Here is a 15,237-nt window from a genome sequence, read left to right as displayed (position 1 = left end):
AGTAACGTGAGCGTAAATCATCAAAAAACAAAGTGAAAGTGTCTATAATTAGTGATAATCACTAATAATTTAAAAATAGATAACAATAAATGTTAGATAAAAAAGATCAGCAAATACTCACAGCACTACAAGAAAATGCCAGAATATCGGTTTCAGATTTAGCAAATACGATTAGCTTGTCTGATACGCCTTGCTTAAGGCGAATCAAAAAACTTGAAAAAGAGCATGTTATTACGGGCTACCACGCGTCAATTAATCCTAAAAAACTTGAACTGAACGTATTGGTATATGCTTTTATTAGGCTAAATCAAAATTCTGTTAGCGCGGCAGACTTATTTGAACAGTCGGTAGAAAAGCTACCTCATGTATTAGAGTGCAGTGTAATATCAGGTAGCTATGATTATTTACTAAAAATTATTGCTAACGATCTTGAAAGCTATGAACAATTTGTTAAACATCGGTTAGGTAGTTTGAGCTGCATAGCGAATATAGAGTCAACGGTGGTACTTAAGCAGTCGTTCACTAAAAAGCAGCTTCCGCTATAAAAGTACGGCAAATAAAAAGTTGTTAGCTATACTGATATTTCTTAAACAGAAACATAGATATATGGATATTATGTGAAAATATTCGCCTCAACCTCTCAATCAATTATTTTCTACATATTATTCGCCCTCGCTTATTACTTACTGGGCGTTGGACTTACTGCGTTTGCATTTAACTCGCAAATAGTCCCTATCTGGCTACCGGCAGGTATTGCTTTAGTTGGTTGTTATATATGGTGGTGGCGTTTTATACCGCCTTTATTTGCAGCAGCAATTGCATTTAACTTAAATATATTCGATAACTCAGCTCATGAAATAATGCTGGTCGGCAATACGTTTACTCAGGCCATTTACATTGCCCTTGGCGTTATTATCCAAGCTATGGTCGGTGCCGCAATATTAAGGTATTGGTTGGGAAATCCGCTTTATTTTCGTAAACGAAAATACATTGCTTATTTTATTGCTGTAGTTGCTGTTTTAGTAAGCTTACTATCATCAAATATTGGTGTATTTGCGTTAAGTAACTTTAACCCACTTTATAGTATTGAGGACCATTGGCTTCATGTTATTTATTGGTGGTTAGGAGATATATTAGGGGTACTTATTGCCTCACCTTTTTTATTGTCGCTACTGCCCAAAGCACCTGGACAACGCAAAGTCTTAGCCTTTGAAACCATTGCAGTTTGCTCTATTTTATTTATATCTGTGGCGCTTACAGCACAAATTTACGAACGCGAAAACAGCAAAAATACAATTAAAATTGCAGAGCGAGAAGTTGAAGTTATTGAAAACAGTTTATACAGGTATATAAATCAAAGTATTATCGCCGTGCAAAGCCTAGCAAGCCAAGTACAATCATCACCTGAGTTTAATGAGCAAGACTTTTACGCTTCAGCAAATAAACTACTTGAAAAGCATTCGTTTATTAAAGCATTGTCTTGGAATGTACAAATAACACAAGCGCAGCGCCAAACACTCAGTAATACAATGTCAACAATTTATCGGCAAAATATAAACATTGTTGGTGATCCTCTCGAAGATGATGACCCTCTAGTGGTTGTTAAATATATAGCTCCTTTAGAAAGTAACCAAAAGGCGGTTGGCTTTAATGTATATTCAAACCCAGATCGAAAAGCATCTTTGCAAAATCCAGCTATCAAATATTTACCTATCAGCACTAAAATCATTCAATTAGTCCAAACAAAAACACCAACACCCGCCTATCTACTATTTGCGCCTGTTTATGGTCAAAATGAAAATATAAAGGGTTATGCCACCGGTGTATTTTTGGCCCATAAAATTATTGAACAAGCTATTACACAGCAGCAATCTGAAATGTTTTCTATTGATGTGTTTGAATTTGACAACGAACCCGCCTTTTACAGTAACGACTCTCAAAACTTTGAGCAAGCAACCCAAAGCCAGTTAATGTCATTCAATATTAACTTTGGAGGTCAGCAATGGGTAATAAAATTAGCACTTAAAGAAAACTACATTTCACAACAAAACATTGAAATGTCTTTATTTTTACTTATGCTACAAACCGCTGTGTGTTTACTTATTATTGTAGTGTTAATGCTATTTAACCAGCAGCAACTAGCGCTTAGCCGCCAAGTTGCAGAACGAACAAGCTCATTGGTAAAAGCCAAAAAACAGTCTGACTTAGCCAATAGCGCTAAAAGCCAATTTTTAGCCAATATGAGTCACGAAATACGCACCCCATTAAATGCCATTATTGGCCTATCGTCACTTGCGAAAAAAGGTGATGATGCTCAAAAGCTGTTCAGCTACATTAAAAAAATTTACTCCTCTTCAAACAGTCTATTAAACCTAATTAACGACGTTCTTGATATTTCAAAAATAGAGTCACAACATTTAATACTAGAGTCCATTGCGTTTGATCCAAAAGCACTTGTAACGCGCATTGACACAATGTTTGAGCAAAGTGCGAAAAATAAAAACATTGAATGGATTCTCAAATGTAACTTACCTGTAGATACCTGGTTTTTAGGCGATGCAATGCGCATAGAACAAATACTACTTAATTTATGTAGTAATGCGATTAAATTTACTAACGAAGGAAGCGTTACGCTCGATATAGATACAGAGTTTGTGTCTGCCAATAAGGTAAAACTAAGCATTGCAGTATCAGATACTGGCATAGGTATTGAAAAAAACCAACACAACACCTTATTTAACGCGTTTACCCAAGCTGACAGTTCAACCTCTCGAAAATTTGGTGGCACTGGCCTTGGTTTAACAATAGCTAAAGAACTATGTTTGCTAATGGGAGCAACACTTAATTTAAAAAGCGAGCTGGGTGAAGGGTCAACCTTTACGTTTGCCGTTAACTTAACAACATCAGAGCCAGATATAGAGCCAGAAGCCATATCAAAAGATATTGATATTACGTCTTTAAATATTTTGGTCGCAGAAGACAATCCTGTGAATCAAATGGTAATAAAAGCGATGTTGGGATCTTTAGGTATCATTCCTCACTTGGTTGAAAATGGTGAAGAAGCTGTAAATATAATCAAAGAACAACATTTTGATTTGGTATTAATGGATTGCCAAATGCCTATTATGGATGGCTATAAAGCAACAGAATTAATTCGAGCGTTTAAATCGCAACATACATTACCCATTATTGCGCTAACAGCTGATGCCATGCCAGAAGATAAAATTAAAGCTAAAAAAGCAGGCTTTAACGAACATTTAGCAAAACCCATAGAACTTGCAAAACTGACCGAGTGCTTGAGTCAGTTTGTAAAAACAGTTACTAAATAGCACCCAAAAAATTATTACCATCACGCTACGTGACTGAGTTATTATGGTCACTCGTGGCGTTTAATCACACAATTAGCCTAATCGCATCATAAAACACCGCTTTAATACGTGACTATTAAAAGCTCTGAAAAAATAAACTGAAGCTTAAAAGTAAAATAAGTGCCAATAAAAATTACAAATTAGAGCCATAATTAAGCACTCAATATTTACAAGGTCGACATCATGAAAAGCTTTTCTCATCGATGGTTTAAAAATATTAATGAAATAAACCAAGCGCAATGGCATGCTTTTTTTGGTGATGAACCTTTTACTCAACATGCCTTTTTATACGCCTTAGAGCAAAGCCAATGTGTAACACAGCAAAGTGGCTGGCAGCCCTATCATTTAGCTGTATATGAAGGGAGTAACTTAATAGCGCTTGCACCTGGTTATGTAAAAAGCCATTCTTATGGTGAGTATGTATTTGACTGGGCATGGGCTGAAGCATACGAAAAAAATGGTTTGCATTACTATCCCAAATGGCTATCAGGCGTGCCATTTAGCCCAATTGAAGGTAAACGTATTGCCATTCATCACACAAACCACACCGTCGTATACAACTATATTACAGAGCAACTCTGCACACACAGCATTGAGCAAGGATGGTCTGGCTGGCATATAAACTTTTGCGACCAAACACAAGCAACGTTACTCACTAAGCAGCAAGCGATGCTCAGAGAGGGCGTTCAATTTCAATGGTTTAATAAAGGGTTTGATACTTTTGACGACTTTTTAACAACGCTAAACTCGCGTAAACGTAGATCGCTAAAAAAAGAACGCGCTAAAATAACACATCAAAATATTACTACTGAGTGGCTACAGGGTTCAGATATCACACCTGAAATAATGCAGCTGTTTTGCGAATTTTATCAGCGCACCTATTTAAAACGCTCAGGACATTTAGGCTATCTAAACAGTGAATTTTTTACCCTTTTGCATGCACTTATGGCATCGCAGCTGGTTATTATGCTTGCCAAAAAAGACGGTCAAGTCATCGCTGCAACACTCAGTTTAATTGGTGAAAACACACTTTACGGCAGGTACTGGGGGGCAAGCGAAAATATTGACGCACTTCACTTTGAGCTATGTTATTACCAAGGGATAGAATTTGCTATTAAACATAAACTCGACTGCTTTCATTCAGGTGCACAAGGGGAGCATAAAATAGCGAGGGGGTTTGAACCCGTGACTACTTTTTCAGCCCACCATATTGTTAACAATGACTTTAGCAGTGCAATTGAAGATTACCTGTCTCGAGAACGCCAGCATATTGCACTTTACAAAGCACAGTGCACATCGTTATTGCCGTTTAAAAACGAGTAACTGGTTATTAGCAGGCATAGCATGATCGCTCATAAGCGAAAGCCCTGCTTGCTTGGCCAATAATAAAACAGCTTCAAAGTCTCTTATACCACTTAAAGGATCTCGCTCAGTTAAAAAGGCGCAAAACTCTTGATTACTTTGGCTAGTGTATTCACCTTTGTACTTAAAAGGACCATAAATACACACAATCCCCTCATCATTTAAGTGACGTTTAACCCCGTCAAAAAAACGTTCAACTAATAACCAACTTACAATATGAAATGTATTCGCAGTATATATAGCATCTACTTTTTCGATAGGCCATGGCTGGTTTAAATCAAGCTCAATAGGGGCATGTAAATTAGCTAAATTCACTTCACTATGCCATAGCCTAATACCTTCATGATTAATGACACGATCACTTGTATGCCATTGTAGATAAGGTAATTTTTCAGCAAAAAACACACTGTGCTGACCTGTTCCAGAACCAACTTCTAATACTGTTTTAGCGTTTTTTAACGCGCTATTTAAATGCTCTAAAATTGGCCCTTTATTGTTTTCACATGCTTGTGAAAATGGCTTTGTCATTGCGTGCACCAAAATTGTGGATGTTTGCACAATAGTAAAGCAAATTTGCAATATGTTGTCGTGACTAATTATGATTTATTTATTAAGTTAAATATAATCATATAGTTAGATATAGCTGGCTTGATTGGTATGTATTATGCAGCAACATAATTGACCCATTTAAGGGTTAATTAACTAATCACAAAAGGATAAAATTATGCATATGCCTCCCTATACCGCTGTTGATGCAGCAGTAGCTATCACCGAAAAAAGTACCGATGATCACAGTGAAACCCTTGATATGAGAGCAACAGTTATTGATTTACTTTCTCATCCAAAACATAATCAAAAGGCGATCACTAAACATGAAACAGACCAGATATTTATTCTCGGCTATAATTAAAATACACGCCGTAAATAATTTTTATAATAACTATTTACACTGAAACCGGTTAAATGTAATGATAACTATTATCATTAGTTGAGTCGGTTTTTTTATGTCTTCAAATCACGCCTTACATAACTATCAACATACTCTTGCATTTAATTGCAAAAGACCAGGCCTGCATGCCCCAATGCTTGTCGCTCATTATATAGACGCAGCCCTCAACGTAGCTAAAAACTTTGAACAACTTGATAATCCACTACTTCAGGAGTATTACCTAAGACGCACACACCATGAAATTATAAATAAAATGTGCGATCCTCTTACTCATAATGCAATTCGCAAACAATGTCTAAACCAGCTACACAAACCATTACTTGCATTAAAGCGTTTCTACATAAGCCACAATAGCCGTGCTAAATTTTTATTACTTGAGCGTGAAGCTCGTATTCTTAGTCACGAATTCAACCCTTTTTAAGGAGCACATTAATGAGCAACTTTAGAATAGAATCAGACAGTATGGGCGAATTAAAAGTACCTGTTAACGCTTTATATCAAGCACAAACACAGCGCGCTGTTAATAACTTTGCTATTAGCGCCCTCACTATGCCAGCACAATTTATAAAGGCACTGGCATATATAAAACAAGCTGCAGCACAAAGTAACTGTGAGCTAGGGCTTATAAATAAAACCAAGGCAACTGCAATAGAGCATGCTTGCCAAGCGATTATTGATGGTAAGCATCATGATCAGTTTCCTGTTGATGTGTTTCAAACCGGTTCAGGAACTAGTTCTAATATGAACGCCAATGAAGTAATAGCAACACTTGCCAGTACTCAACAGGAGCTTGTACATCCTAATGATGATGTAAACATGGGCCAAAGCTCAAACGATGTAGTCCCTACGGCTATTGCACTAAGTAGTGCATTAGCCGTTAAACAAGCATTACTGCCAGCTCTTGAAAACCTTTCGCAACATTTAGAAAATAAAAAGAGCGAGGTAGGCGCTATTGTTAAAACAGGTCGCACCCACTTAATGGACGCGATGCCTATTACATTCAAGCAAACCCTTAATGCATGGCAATCGCAAGTAAACAACGCAGCCTCAGGCATTCGCCATAGCTTAGAGCCAGTGTGTGAGCTTGCTCAAGGTGGTACAGCTGTTGGTACCGGTATTAATGCCGACCCAAAGTTTGCAGACTTATTTTGCACTAACCTAACTAAAAACGTGGGGATCCGGTTTTCGCCAAGCAAAAACTTTTTTTATAATATTGGTTCACAAGATGCCATTGTTGCACTGTCTGGGCAGTTAAAAGTACTCGCTGTAGCACAAATGAAAATAGCGAATGACTTACGCTGGATGAACTCAGGCCCTCTAGCAGGTTTAGGCGAAATAGAACTTGAAGCCCTACAACCTGGCTCATCTATTATGCCGGGTAAAGTAAACCCAGTCATTCCAGAAGCCGCTGCGATGGTTAGCGCACAAGTGATTGGTAACGACGCTACAATTACCGTTGCTGGTCAATCTGGTAACTTTGAACTAAATGTTATGCTGCCCGTTATTGCCTATAATATTTTGCAAAGCATTGAGCTACTAACAAACAGTGCCCAAGCTTTAGCAGAAAAAGCCATAGCCACATTTATCGTAAATCAGGCTAACATTGACCGCGCTCTTGCTAAAAACCCTATTTTAGTGACTGCACTTAATCCGATGATCGGTTACGAAAAAGCAGCCAAAATAGCCAAGCAAGCCTATAAAGAAGCCCGTCCTATTATTGATGTTGCCGAACAAGAAACTGACTTACCACGTGAAGAGCTCGAAAAACTGCTCAACCCTACTAAGCTCACACAAGGTGGCTTGTAGTTTTTAAAAAGCCTTAAATACGGCTTTAATTACTTGATTATATAGTTTTTATTGCCGTAAAAAATGCACCGTGTATGATAGTGATGAATTATTCATCACTATCAAGGTATCTTATGCGCCCTGTATTATTAGCTCTTGTTTTACCCCTTTGTTTAAGTGCGTGTTTAGATAAAACACCAGCAGAAAAAGAATCAGTAACCACTGCTGAAGTAATAAAACCACAACAAACACTAAAAGAAACTACTCAAACAAAAAGTGATGTTGAGGAACTTTCAAACTCAAGTGTTAAAGCGGTATCGGTTGAAGATATTACGACAGCTAAAACCCAATTAAACACGCTTATTGCTGACACCAGCTGCGATACAAGTATGCAATGTAAAGTTATTGCAGTAGGTAGTCGCGCCTGTGGTGGCCCTAGTAGCTTTGAAGTTTATTCAACTAAAACAGCAAAAGACGAGCAAGTAAAAACACTGAGCAAAACAATCACCGAGCTTGAAAGTAATTTTAATGCGCAAAAAGGAATGATGAGTATTTGCCAGCATTTAACAACACCAAGCACTCAGTGTGTTGAAAATAAATGTGTTAAACTTGAAGGCTCAGCGGTAAGTGTATTTTAAGGATAACAATATGACTGGTTTGACATTGACAGTTAAATTATCAATTTTTAGTGTTGCTGCTAGCATTTTTTTACTCAGCGGTTGCTCAACAACAGCATCTGTAAATAGTGCTCAAGGGCAGAATTTGTCGGCTTTAAATAGCCAACTTGCCAATATTGTTGATAACAATGGCTGTACAGCAAGCTTTCAGTGTAAAGTACTTGAAGTAGGAGCACGAGCGTGTGGCGGGCCGAGTAAATATGCTGTTTATTCAACGCTAAATACCCCTCAAGAGCAAGCAGAAAGCATTGCAAAGCAAATCACCGAACAAGAAAAAAATCAAAATGAGCAACAATCACTAACCGATTGCTTACCGGTTATTGAAGTACAATCGCTGTGTATTAACCAGCAATGCCAATCAATAGATATTAAGTAATAAATAAAGTATTGAGTGCTATTTCAGCGTTATTGACTTAAGTACGGAATAAGCGCTGAAATAACCACGACTAAGAGCACACATATCCCTGCTTTTAGTATGTATTTCATTGGCATAGTTTTTAGTACCCAGTATGCATATATAAAACGCACAAAATAACTTGCTGCAGTACCAAATAAAGCAAAAATAATTAGGTAAGTAATCAGTATAATATTCAAAGCAGTACTTCTTTATAGTTGTTACCTTTAGTGTAAGGGCTTAATACAAAGAACGCAAAAGCACTGCTTTTCAATTCATTAGCTTTTGATAAAAAATTTAAAAGTACATTGAAGTACCCATCCATTTAATCTTCTTTTTAGCTAAAATAACTACTTAACATACTTTTATAAGCCAGGATTTAGGTCAACTACTTACCTTTTTTAGTATGCGCAATTAAAAGCTCTGCTACTTGTTGCTTTACCGCGCGCTTATCTTCGCTTGGTACATCAAAGCGGCTCGCTAGTTGCGCTATCTCATCATCATTCAAATTGAACGATAAGCGCTGTCGAGTCTTTTTAGACTTAACATCTAAGCCAAGTATTTTGCGGATCATATCGGATGGCGTGAGCTCTTGGTCAATTGCTTGCTTTTTTATTTGCTTTTGAACATCGCTACTCAAATCAAATGCCATTTGTGTTGCACGTACAGCTTGCTCTTGGCGCAACCACTTATCTTTAGCATCGCTCACTTCGCGTCTCCAGGAAATAAATCCACTATATCGGTAATTGGCCGCGTAAGTGTTAATGACACTTCGGTTTCGCCGCCATCCCAAATTTCAATATTTAGGCTATGCCCTTCATCAGGCGATTCTAAACATATCATTTCACAAGGCTCGCCACCATCTTGCTCATAGCGAGGTAGGCTTTGACCACGAAAGTCTTTATTATGAAAATAACAAACAAACGGCGATTCAGTTTGTTGGTAACTTTTGGCCAAAAACTGCATAAAACGCTCAGGAGTATTTTTAACTGCAATATGCGTTAACGACTCTTCATCAAAAATACGAGCAAATTCATCTAATGTGAAAATATCGTCTACTTCATCTCGTTGAACTTTTATCGAAAAATTAGCCCACTGCTCGCCGTCTTCTTGTGCTATTTGTAAAAACACAACTTGACCACTGTTTGTCTCAAGCACAAACTCAGTATCACTACTGTGCTGATATTGATAAGTTTGCACATCAATAACACGCAATGTTTGCCCTTTTAACCACGACGGATAAGCAAACGAATCTATAACGGTAAACATGTCACCCTTTTTAAGCTCACTTGCATGGTTAAGCTGACGTTCTGGCTCTTTTTTAGATTTGAAAAAATTAAACATAATAAAGCATCCCTTAAGCAAAAAAGGTAACTAAGCGACGCTTAATTACCTTTTATTATAAATGTACGAACTATTAGCCGTTTTGCTTGGCTTTAATGCGCGCTAAAATATCGGCACTTTTTGGACTTGTATCGCCAATGCCTGCTTCAGCCATTTTCGCTTTTAAATCGTCGCCATTAACTTCTGACTCAAGCTCTTTTGCAGCACCTAACTGATCGCTACGGTCTTGTTGACGCTGTTTAATACGCTCTAGTGATTGTCGAGCTGAGGTCATCGAAGAGCTATTCGTATTAAGCGTGCTGTTAACAGCCATTGTTGCTTGCTGTACGCTTTCTGTGGTTTTAACCATAGTAAGCTGACGTTGATTTTCTTTAATCGACTTTTCAGCGTCTTTAACTTGCTGCTTAAGCGTTACAATGTGGTTGCTAAAACCTGCTAATACTTGCTCGTTTTCAGCTTTTTCAGCTTCAAAGTCACCAATTTTTTCTGCAATTTCTAATGCTAAGGCTTCGTTACCTTTTTCAAGTGCTTGGCCTGCATACGCTTCGTGTTCAGCAATTGATGCATCTACAGCGCTAATTTTTCGCTTAGTTTGCATTTCTTTAGCCATTACTTCGGTCAGGCTTTTTTTAGCACGGTGAAGTGCATTTTGTGCATCAGCGATTTCTTGTTCAAAAATACGGATACCATTTGCATCTACAATTGCTTCGCCCGCTTCACGAGCGCCACCACGTACTGCTGTAAATAATTTTTTTAAAATACTCATAATCTTAACTCCACTAACTAGTTACTAATCGTTTAAATACAAGGTCACGGCTTCTAGTGCATCAATAGCGTTGTCAGCTAATGTCACTAGTTCGTGGGTAACATCATCTAATGATGAGTTTACCGACAGTGCACCAAAAATCGCGTATTTATTATCGATTTTAGCAAATGCACTTAGTGGAATTGGCACGTTTAAACGTAACAATGTTTCGTTTAACTCGTTGCGTAATTCACTTTTCACTTCGTCTTCGCCAAACAAGTAGCTAATACATAACAACTGCTCTTGAGTTTGCGTAACAAAAATTGGAAGTTCATCATTTCCATCAACAATGACTTGTAAAACATCTTGCTCACCTGGATTGGCAATCAAGAAAGACTCAAAGTTAGCGCCTTCAGTTTCAAAAGAGGCTAATTTTATTGAAAGTTCGTTTAATTCCATGTCTCTGCCTTTGTGTTGTTTGACATATTATGTCTGAGTTAAGATTCGCACGGTAGACATATTATGTCAACCATGTTTTGTTAGTTTTTATACAATTCACTCTCTATTTGCCATGCTGAACGGTAATAATCATAAAGCTGACCAGAACCTAACCTATTGACCTCAATATCATTTATTTGTTCAAAATACTGATTAGGGAATACAAAACTTGCTAGTAAATATTTTTTACTTATCCATCGTGACGATACCGGCATTTCGCCTATATTACTTATTCGTGCACTGGCTGGTTGACCCATTTTAGTAGCAATTGTCCACCCCCACTGACCAAACGATGGAATATTTTGTTGGTATTGCTCCACATAATCAAACCCGGCAGCCTTAACAGTTTTAGCTATACTCAGAAACGCCTTTTTTGCATGATATGGCGACGTTGATTGCACAGCCATAGCCCCATCAGGAGCAAGTAATTGACGTACATGATTATAAAAATAATCGCTGTATAACTTATTTAAGTCAGGATGATTCGGATCAGGTAAATCAATAATAACAGTGTCAAACTGTTTGTTTTGATCGAGTAACTTCTCAACCTCTAAAAAAGCATCACCCACAATTATGTTAGCTTTGGAGTCTTTCATTGAGTCGTTGTTGAGGTTTATTAATCGCTGCGTGATGGCTTTGGGCGGGGTAAACTTATCGTCTTCATGGCCAAATAGGTTAAGTAACTGTCCATCTAAATCAATTAAAGTGACTTCGTTTACCGACCATTTTAGTACATCCCTTAATGCTAAACCGTCACCCCCGCCAATAATTAGCACCTTATCATGGCGGTTAGAGGCAAGCATAGCCGGATAAACTAGCATTGAATGGTATATTTGTTCATCAACACTTGAGAACTGTAGGCGGCCATTTAAGTATAGGTCGGTAATTGGTTGCGGTTGATTTTTGCTAAGTCGTTCTGTTAATACAACATGCTGATATTTAGTCGCTTGAGAATAAATAACTTTATCTTTATATAAGACGTTGCTTAGGCTATTCATCCAACTGCTGCCGAGCACTAAAATAAAGCCAAACAGCACAAGCAGTAAAATATGGCAAACCAACAAAGCTTTAGCAAAGCGAACATGGGTATGATAGCGCCATAAAAAAGCAAGCCCTGCAATAATATTAAATAAAGCGGTCCATGCAGCAGCTTGCATGATAGGCATAGCCAACATTATGCTTACCCAAATTGCTGCGCCAATACCTGCCCCAATGTAGTCTGCACCATAAATAGTTCCTGCATTGTTTTCTAAAAACCGCCCGTACACATGTTGGCGAATACGCGCTATAAGCGGTATTTCCATACCAATAAACAGTCCTAATACTAAGCCAAATACATAAGGTAAAAAGCGTGACCATTCTTGTAACTTTTGAAATACATAGCCATTAAGTACAACGTCAGGTGGCAGGTTAAAAATGCTCGAGAACAAATGAGGAAGCGAATAACTAACTGCAATCACACTTGCTATGGCCAAAATACAGCCCATGCCAATCAAAGCTATAATGCTTTCTAGCCAAGCAAATGCGGTGAACGCATCTTTAAACCAACGCGCTAAAAAAGCCCCTAGCCCCATAGCTACTATCATGGTGCCAATCATGGCGTAAATAGCACTTTCTACAGAGCCTAATACTCGGCCGGCATAGTGAGAGAGTAGGTACTCATAAATAAGGCCGCACCCAGCGAGCACAGCCATAACAGTGATAAGTAATATATCGTGCCCAAGTAAGCGAGACTTACTTGGGCTTTGAGTTGTTGATGACACGAATTATGCGCCTAATAAGGTTGCCATTGTGATGCCTACGGCAAACGATACAGCGGCAGAAATAGCTGCTACACCCACATTTTTTTGACGATTAACTTCATCAGAAATATCACAACCCGATAAAATTATTTTAATGGTCACTAAGTGTAAAATAATAAACGCAACTAGGCTCACTACTGCACTAACAGCCCAATATAATAGGCTAGCATTAATATTATCTGCAGCATACGGTGCAACACCTGTTGCCGCTGTGATTGCTAATGCACTACCCACTAAATAACCAGCGTAACGAATACCAACAGCTAAGTTATCATCAATAATAGCTTGTTGAAGACAGTCACCATTTTTATTTGTGCGTTTAAATAACATAACTCGGTACTGGCTCACAAATAACAGCACGATGCTACCAATAACAAAGGCAGCAATGACAATCGGTAAACCATGCCATCCCTCTGTAGCTACCCATAACAGTGCTGAACGAATGACAATTGCCACACTCACTACATGGCCAAAATCAATGATAGAAGCAGTCACATTACCTTTAACAATTTCATCATGTAGGCTCACTTTACGCAGTGCAACTTTGTCTTGAAAAAAGTGACCAAGCTTAATTAACACAATGGCAAGCGCACCATAGCCAAGCATTTGCAGTGCTTCTTGCTGAAGAGTTGCAGCAAATGCACCACTGCTTACACCGGTTAATACGATAGCCAGCGCAACCAAACCAGCGGCAAAACTAATACCAAAGGCAAAATTATCACGCTCTGTTATTTCGTCATTGGCATGTAAATTTGAAACCCAGCCTTTTATATATTTAAGGCTAACAAATAGCAGCACAATTATTGCAAAGTCTATCGCTAAAGCTTGCAGCGACCACGTAGTTATTCCATTAAATTCATACATATTATTCTAACTCCAACTTTATTCTTTACTTACCACGGCTCACGCCACGAGAGGTTCTGCTTCCACTGTCACGAACTGAACCAGAGCTATTGCTATAGCTACTTGAACGTGAGTAACTGCTGCGACTCTTAGGCGGTGTATAGCTACTTCGACTTAACCCTGATGCACCAGTCTTTTTACTCGCATACGGGCTTGTGAACTGCTTACCTTGGCGTTGATATGTTTGACGTGTACGTGTCTCTAGCGCGCTTTGTGTTTTAATTTGTTTAGGGCTTGAGTAGCGATAACGACCATAATCGTTGTAATAGCTGTACTTACGGCGTTTACTCCAGCTTCCGTATTCAACCCTGTCAAATACATCCCCTAAAATACGGTACATGCCGTACCATTGCCAAAAGCTGATGCCACTGCTATTTGTTTGCCAGTTACCGTAGTTGGGGTTACCCACCATCTGGTTACCTACCCCTTCACCCTCGGCTTGTTGGCTAATAGCACCAACGCGAGCTAGCGATCCTTTTGACATATCAGCAAGCATATTGATTGGATCAGTTAAAGCGTCAGAGAACAGTGAAGGTTTTGCAGCTTCACGTAAAAGATCGATGCTGTGCAACGTATCTTCGTAAGGGGGGATTAAGTAAGTACTTTTAGTCTCTTTAAGTCGCTGTAATAAACCACTATAAAGTGCACCTTGGCGCGAAGCATCTAAAGTAATTACATCAACAACATTTGAAAGCTCTGGCTGTTGTTTTTTTAAAAGCGCACCATACTCTTTAAGTAACACTGCATTGCGTATACTGCCATTATCTAGCGCACTACCTAGCTGTGATAGCTCAGCATCCGCTTTTTTTATAGACTCTTGAATTGTTTGTTGTAGCTGCTCTTCTTTAGATTGACAACCCATAAGCACCGTAAACAAACAAAACAGGCTTATAAGTTTCCAAACTTTACTATTCGACATTCATGTCACCTGATTTACTAAATTAACACAGCTAGTCTTACACAGGTCACTTAGTAAGCCAAGAATGAAATTGCAACAAAATGAGAAGAGATGTAAAGAATAAAGTAGATTACAAAACTCAGTAGTCAAAGGTAAAAAGTTTATGATCTAGACACGGGATAGAATTGACTTAACCTTACGTTGGTTGGCATTTTTGATGGAGATGATATTAGTTTGGTTCTTTATTTTATCCAAGAAAGTAAAAAACCGTCACACTGCTGTAACAGGTCTCTATTATTTGAGCCTGTTAATGTCATGGTGCCCTCAGCGGTAGAGAGTCACAGTGAAATGTTACCTACCATAGGCCAGTGTATTTAATAGCCAAAACACTCTTAACAAAGAGACGCTTTGCTCAGGAGACGCTACGCTTTAGAGAAGAAAATGTTAAATATTACTTTTCTGCAGACGTAAAAAAGCCCGACTCTTTCGAATCGGGCTTTCTACTATTTGGA

Annotated in this window: 17 protein-coding genes; 8 read left to right on the top strand and 9 right to left on the bottom strand. The window is 38.3% G+C overall.

The window, feature by feature from the left end:
• Positions 1 to 89: 89 nt before the first annotated feature.
• The 3 genes from AC27JL_RS15550 to AC27JL_RS15540 all read left to right on the top strand — a co-directional run bounded on the left by AC27JL_RS15550 (position 90) and on the right by AC27JL_RS15540 (position 4,691).
• Positions 90 to 545: an Lrp/AsnC family transcriptional regulator gene (locus AC27JL_RS15550; protein WP_008128312.1), complete on the top strand. Its 456-nt coding sequence runs from the start codon at positions 90 to 92 to the stop codon at positions 543 to 545.
• A gap of 72 nt (positions 546 to 617) precedes the next feature.
• Positions 618 to 3,329 carry an ATP-binding protein gene (locus AC27JL_RS15545; RefSeq protein WP_487196006.1) on the top strand — a complete coding sequence of 904 codons (2,712 nt, stop codon included), beginning with the start codon at positions 618 to 620 and terminating at the stop codon, positions 3,327 to 3,329.
• A gap of 222 nt (positions 3,330 to 3,551) precedes the next feature.
• Positions 3,552 to 4,691 (top strand): GNAT family N-acetyltransferase, encoded by a 1,140-nt coding sequence (locus tag AC27JL_RS15540; protein WP_487196004.1) that lies wholly within the window; start codon positions 3,552 to 3,554, stop codon positions 4,689 to 4,691.
• On the opposite strand, the gene AC27JL_RS15535 is transcribed toward AC27JL_RS15540, so the two are convergent.
• Positions 4,668 to 5,258: a DUF938 domain-containing protein gene (locus AC27JL_RS15535; protein ID WP_487196003.1), complete on the bottom strand. Its 591-nt coding sequence runs from the start codon at positions 5,256 to 5,258 to the stop codon at positions 4,668 to 4,670. The genes AC27JL_RS15540 and AC27JL_RS15535 overlap by 24 nt on opposite strands.
• Positions 5,259 to 5,454: 196 nt before the next feature.
• Between AC27JL_RS15535 and AC27JL_RS15530 the strand changes: the two genes are divergently transcribed.
• The 5 genes from AC27JL_RS15530 to AC27JL_RS15510 all read left to right on the top strand — a co-directional run bounded on the left by AC27JL_RS15530 (position 5,455) and on the right by AC27JL_RS15510 (position 8,517).
• The gene (locus AC27JL_RS15530; protein ID WP_010558102.1) at positions 5,455 to 5,640 is read left to right on the top strand and encodes a hypothetical protein; all 186 of its coding nucleotides are present in this window, start codon (positions 5,455 to 5,457) and stop codon (positions 5,638 to 5,640) included.
• A gap of 94 nt (positions 5,641 to 5,734) precedes the next feature.
• Positions 5,735 to 6,100 (top strand): hypothetical protein, encoded by a 366-nt coding sequence (locus AC27JL_RS15525; RefSeq protein WP_487196002.1) that lies wholly within the window; start codon positions 5,735 to 5,737, stop codon positions 6,098 to 6,100.
• A gap of 11 nt (positions 6,101 to 6,111) precedes the next feature.
• Entirely contained in the window at positions 6,112 to 7,485 is a 1,374-nt protein-coding gene (locus tag AC27JL_RS15520) for a class II fumarate hydratase (RefSeq protein WP_487196001.1), read from the top strand.
• Between the two features lie 113 nt (positions 7,486 to 7,598).
• A complete protein-coding gene (locus tag AC27JL_RS15515) occupies positions 7,599 to 8,102 on the top strand; it encodes a hypothetical protein (protein WP_487196000.1) in 504 nt (167 codons plus the stop codon).
• Positions 8,103 to 8,112: 10 nt separating this feature from the next.
• Positions 8,113 to 8,517: a hypothetical protein gene (locus AC27JL_RS15510; RefSeq protein ID WP_487195999.1), complete on the top strand. Its 405-nt coding sequence runs from the start codon at positions 8,113 to 8,115 to the stop codon at positions 8,515 to 8,517.
• Positions 8,518 to 8,546: 29 nt separating this feature from the next.
• On the opposite strand, the gene AC27JL_RS15505 is transcribed toward AC27JL_RS15510, so the two are convergent.
• The 8 genes from AC27JL_RS15505 to AC27JL_RS15470 all read right to left on the bottom strand — a co-directional run bounded on the left by AC27JL_RS15505 (position 8,547) and on the right by AC27JL_RS15470 (position 14,746).
• Positions 8,547 to 8,735: a hypothetical protein gene (locus tag AC27JL_RS15505; RefSeq protein WP_006793823.1), complete on the bottom strand. Its 189-nt coding sequence runs from the start codon at positions 8,733 to 8,735 to the stop codon at positions 8,547 to 8,549.
• Between the two features lie 188 nt (positions 8,736 to 8,923).
• On the bottom strand, positions 8,924 to 9,244 hold the full coding sequence (locus AC27JL_RS15500; protein ID WP_487195998.1) for a hypothetical protein: 321 nt from the start codon (positions 9,242 to 9,244) through the stop codon (positions 8,924 to 8,926).
• Complete coding sequence (locus AC27JL_RS15495) at positions 9,241 to 9,879, bottom strand: DUF4178 domain-containing protein (protein WP_006793820.1); 639 nt, start codon at positions 9,877 to 9,879, stop codon at positions 9,241 to 9,243. The genes AC27JL_RS15500 and AC27JL_RS15495 overlap by 4 nt, the downstream gene beginning before the upstream one ends.
• 73 nt (positions 9,880 to 9,952) lie before the next feature.
• Positions 9,953 to 10,645 (bottom strand): PspA/IM30 family protein, encoded by a 693-nt coding sequence (locus AC27JL_RS15490; RefSeq protein WP_006793819.1) that lies wholly within the window; start codon positions 10,643 to 10,645, stop codon positions 9,953 to 9,955.
• Between the two features lie 24 nt (positions 10,646 to 10,669).
• Positions 10,670 to 11,083, bottom strand: coding sequence for a YjfI family protein (locus tag AC27JL_RS15485; RefSeq protein WP_006793818.1), 414 nt, complete (start codon positions 11,081 to 11,083; stop codon positions 10,670 to 10,672).
• 80 nt (positions 11,084 to 11,163) lie between these two features.
• On the bottom strand, positions 11,164 to 12,885 hold the full coding sequence (locus tag AC27JL_RS15480; RefSeq protein WP_487195997.1) for a polyamine aminopropyltransferase: 1,722 nt from the start codon (positions 12,883 to 12,885) through the stop codon (positions 11,164 to 11,166).
• 3 nt (positions 12,886 to 12,888) lie between these two features.
• Positions 12,889 to 13,788 carry a DUF350 domain-containing protein gene (locus tag AC27JL_RS15475; protein ID WP_008128289.1) on the bottom strand — a complete coding sequence of 300 codons (900 nt, stop codon included), beginning with the start codon at positions 13,786 to 13,788 and terminating at the stop codon, positions 12,889 to 12,891.
• A gap of 25 nt (positions 13,789 to 13,813) precedes the next feature.
• Positions 13,814 to 14,746: a CHAD domain-containing protein gene (locus AC27JL_RS15470; protein ID WP_006793815.1), complete on the bottom strand. Its 933-nt coding sequence runs from the start codon at positions 14,744 to 14,746 to the stop codon at positions 13,814 to 13,816.
• Positions 14,747 to 15,237: the final 491 nt, after the last annotated feature.

The sequence above is a fragment of the Pseudoalteromonas sp. 4NS20-0020 genome (assembly GCF_057554385.1).
This window is presented reverse-complemented; position numbering and strand designations above follow the sequence as displayed.

What these genes read in the sequence shown, in the direction of transcription:
- AC27JL_RS15550 (WP_008128312.1), top strand. Translation starts at nt 90, where the DNA reads ATGTTAGATAAAAAAGATCAGCAAATACTCACAGCACTACAAGAAAAT.
- AC27JL_RS15540 (WP_487196004.1), top strand. Translation starts at nt 3,552, where the DNA reads ATGAAAAGCTTTTCTCATCGATGGTTTAAAAATATTAATGAAATAAAC.
- AC27JL_RS15535 (WP_487196003.1), bottom strand. Translation starts at nt 5,258, where the DNA reads ATGACAAAGCCATTTTCACAAGCATGTGAAAACAATAAAGGGCCAATT.
- AC27JL_RS15530 (WP_010558102.1), top strand. Translation starts at nt 5,455, where the DNA reads ATGCATATGCCTCCCTATACCGCTGTTGATGCAGCAGTAGCTATCACC.
- AC27JL_RS15525 (WP_487196002.1), top strand. Translation starts at nt 5,735, where the DNA reads ATGTCTTCAAATCACGCCTTACATAACTATCAACATACTCTTGCATTT.
- AC27JL_RS15520 (WP_487196001.1), top strand. Translation starts at nt 6,112, where the DNA reads ATGAGCAACTTTAGAATAGAATCAGACAGTATGGGCGAATTAAAAGTA.
- AC27JL_RS15515 (WP_487196000.1), top strand. Translation starts at nt 7,599, where the DNA reads ATGCGCCCTGTATTATTAGCTCTTGTTTTACCCCTTTGTTTAAGTGCG.
- AC27JL_RS15510 (WP_487195999.1), top strand. Translation starts at nt 8,113, where the DNA reads ATGACTGGTTTGACATTGACAGTTAAATTATCAATTTTTAGTGTTGCT.
- AC27JL_RS15495 (WP_006793820.1), bottom strand. Translation starts at nt 9,879, where the DNA reads ATGTTTAATTTTTTCAAATCTAAAAAAGAGCCAGAACGTCAGCTTAAC.
- AC27JL_RS15490 (WP_006793819.1), bottom strand. Translation starts at nt 10,645, where the DNA reads ATGAGTATTTTAAAAAAATTATTTACAGCAGTACGTGGTGGCGCTCGT.
- AC27JL_RS15485 (WP_006793818.1), bottom strand. Translation starts at nt 11,083, where the DNA reads ATGGAATTAAACGAACTTTCAATAAAATTAGCCTCTTTTGAAACTGAA.
- AC27JL_RS15475 (WP_008128289.1), bottom strand. Translation starts at nt 13,788, where the DNA reads ATGTATGAATTTAATGGAATAACTACGTGGTCGCTGCAAGCTTTAGCG.
- AC27JL_RS15470 (WP_006793815.1), bottom strand. Translation starts at nt 14,746, where the DNA reads ATGTCGAATAGTAAAGTTTGGAAACTTATAAGCCTGTTTTGTTTGTTT.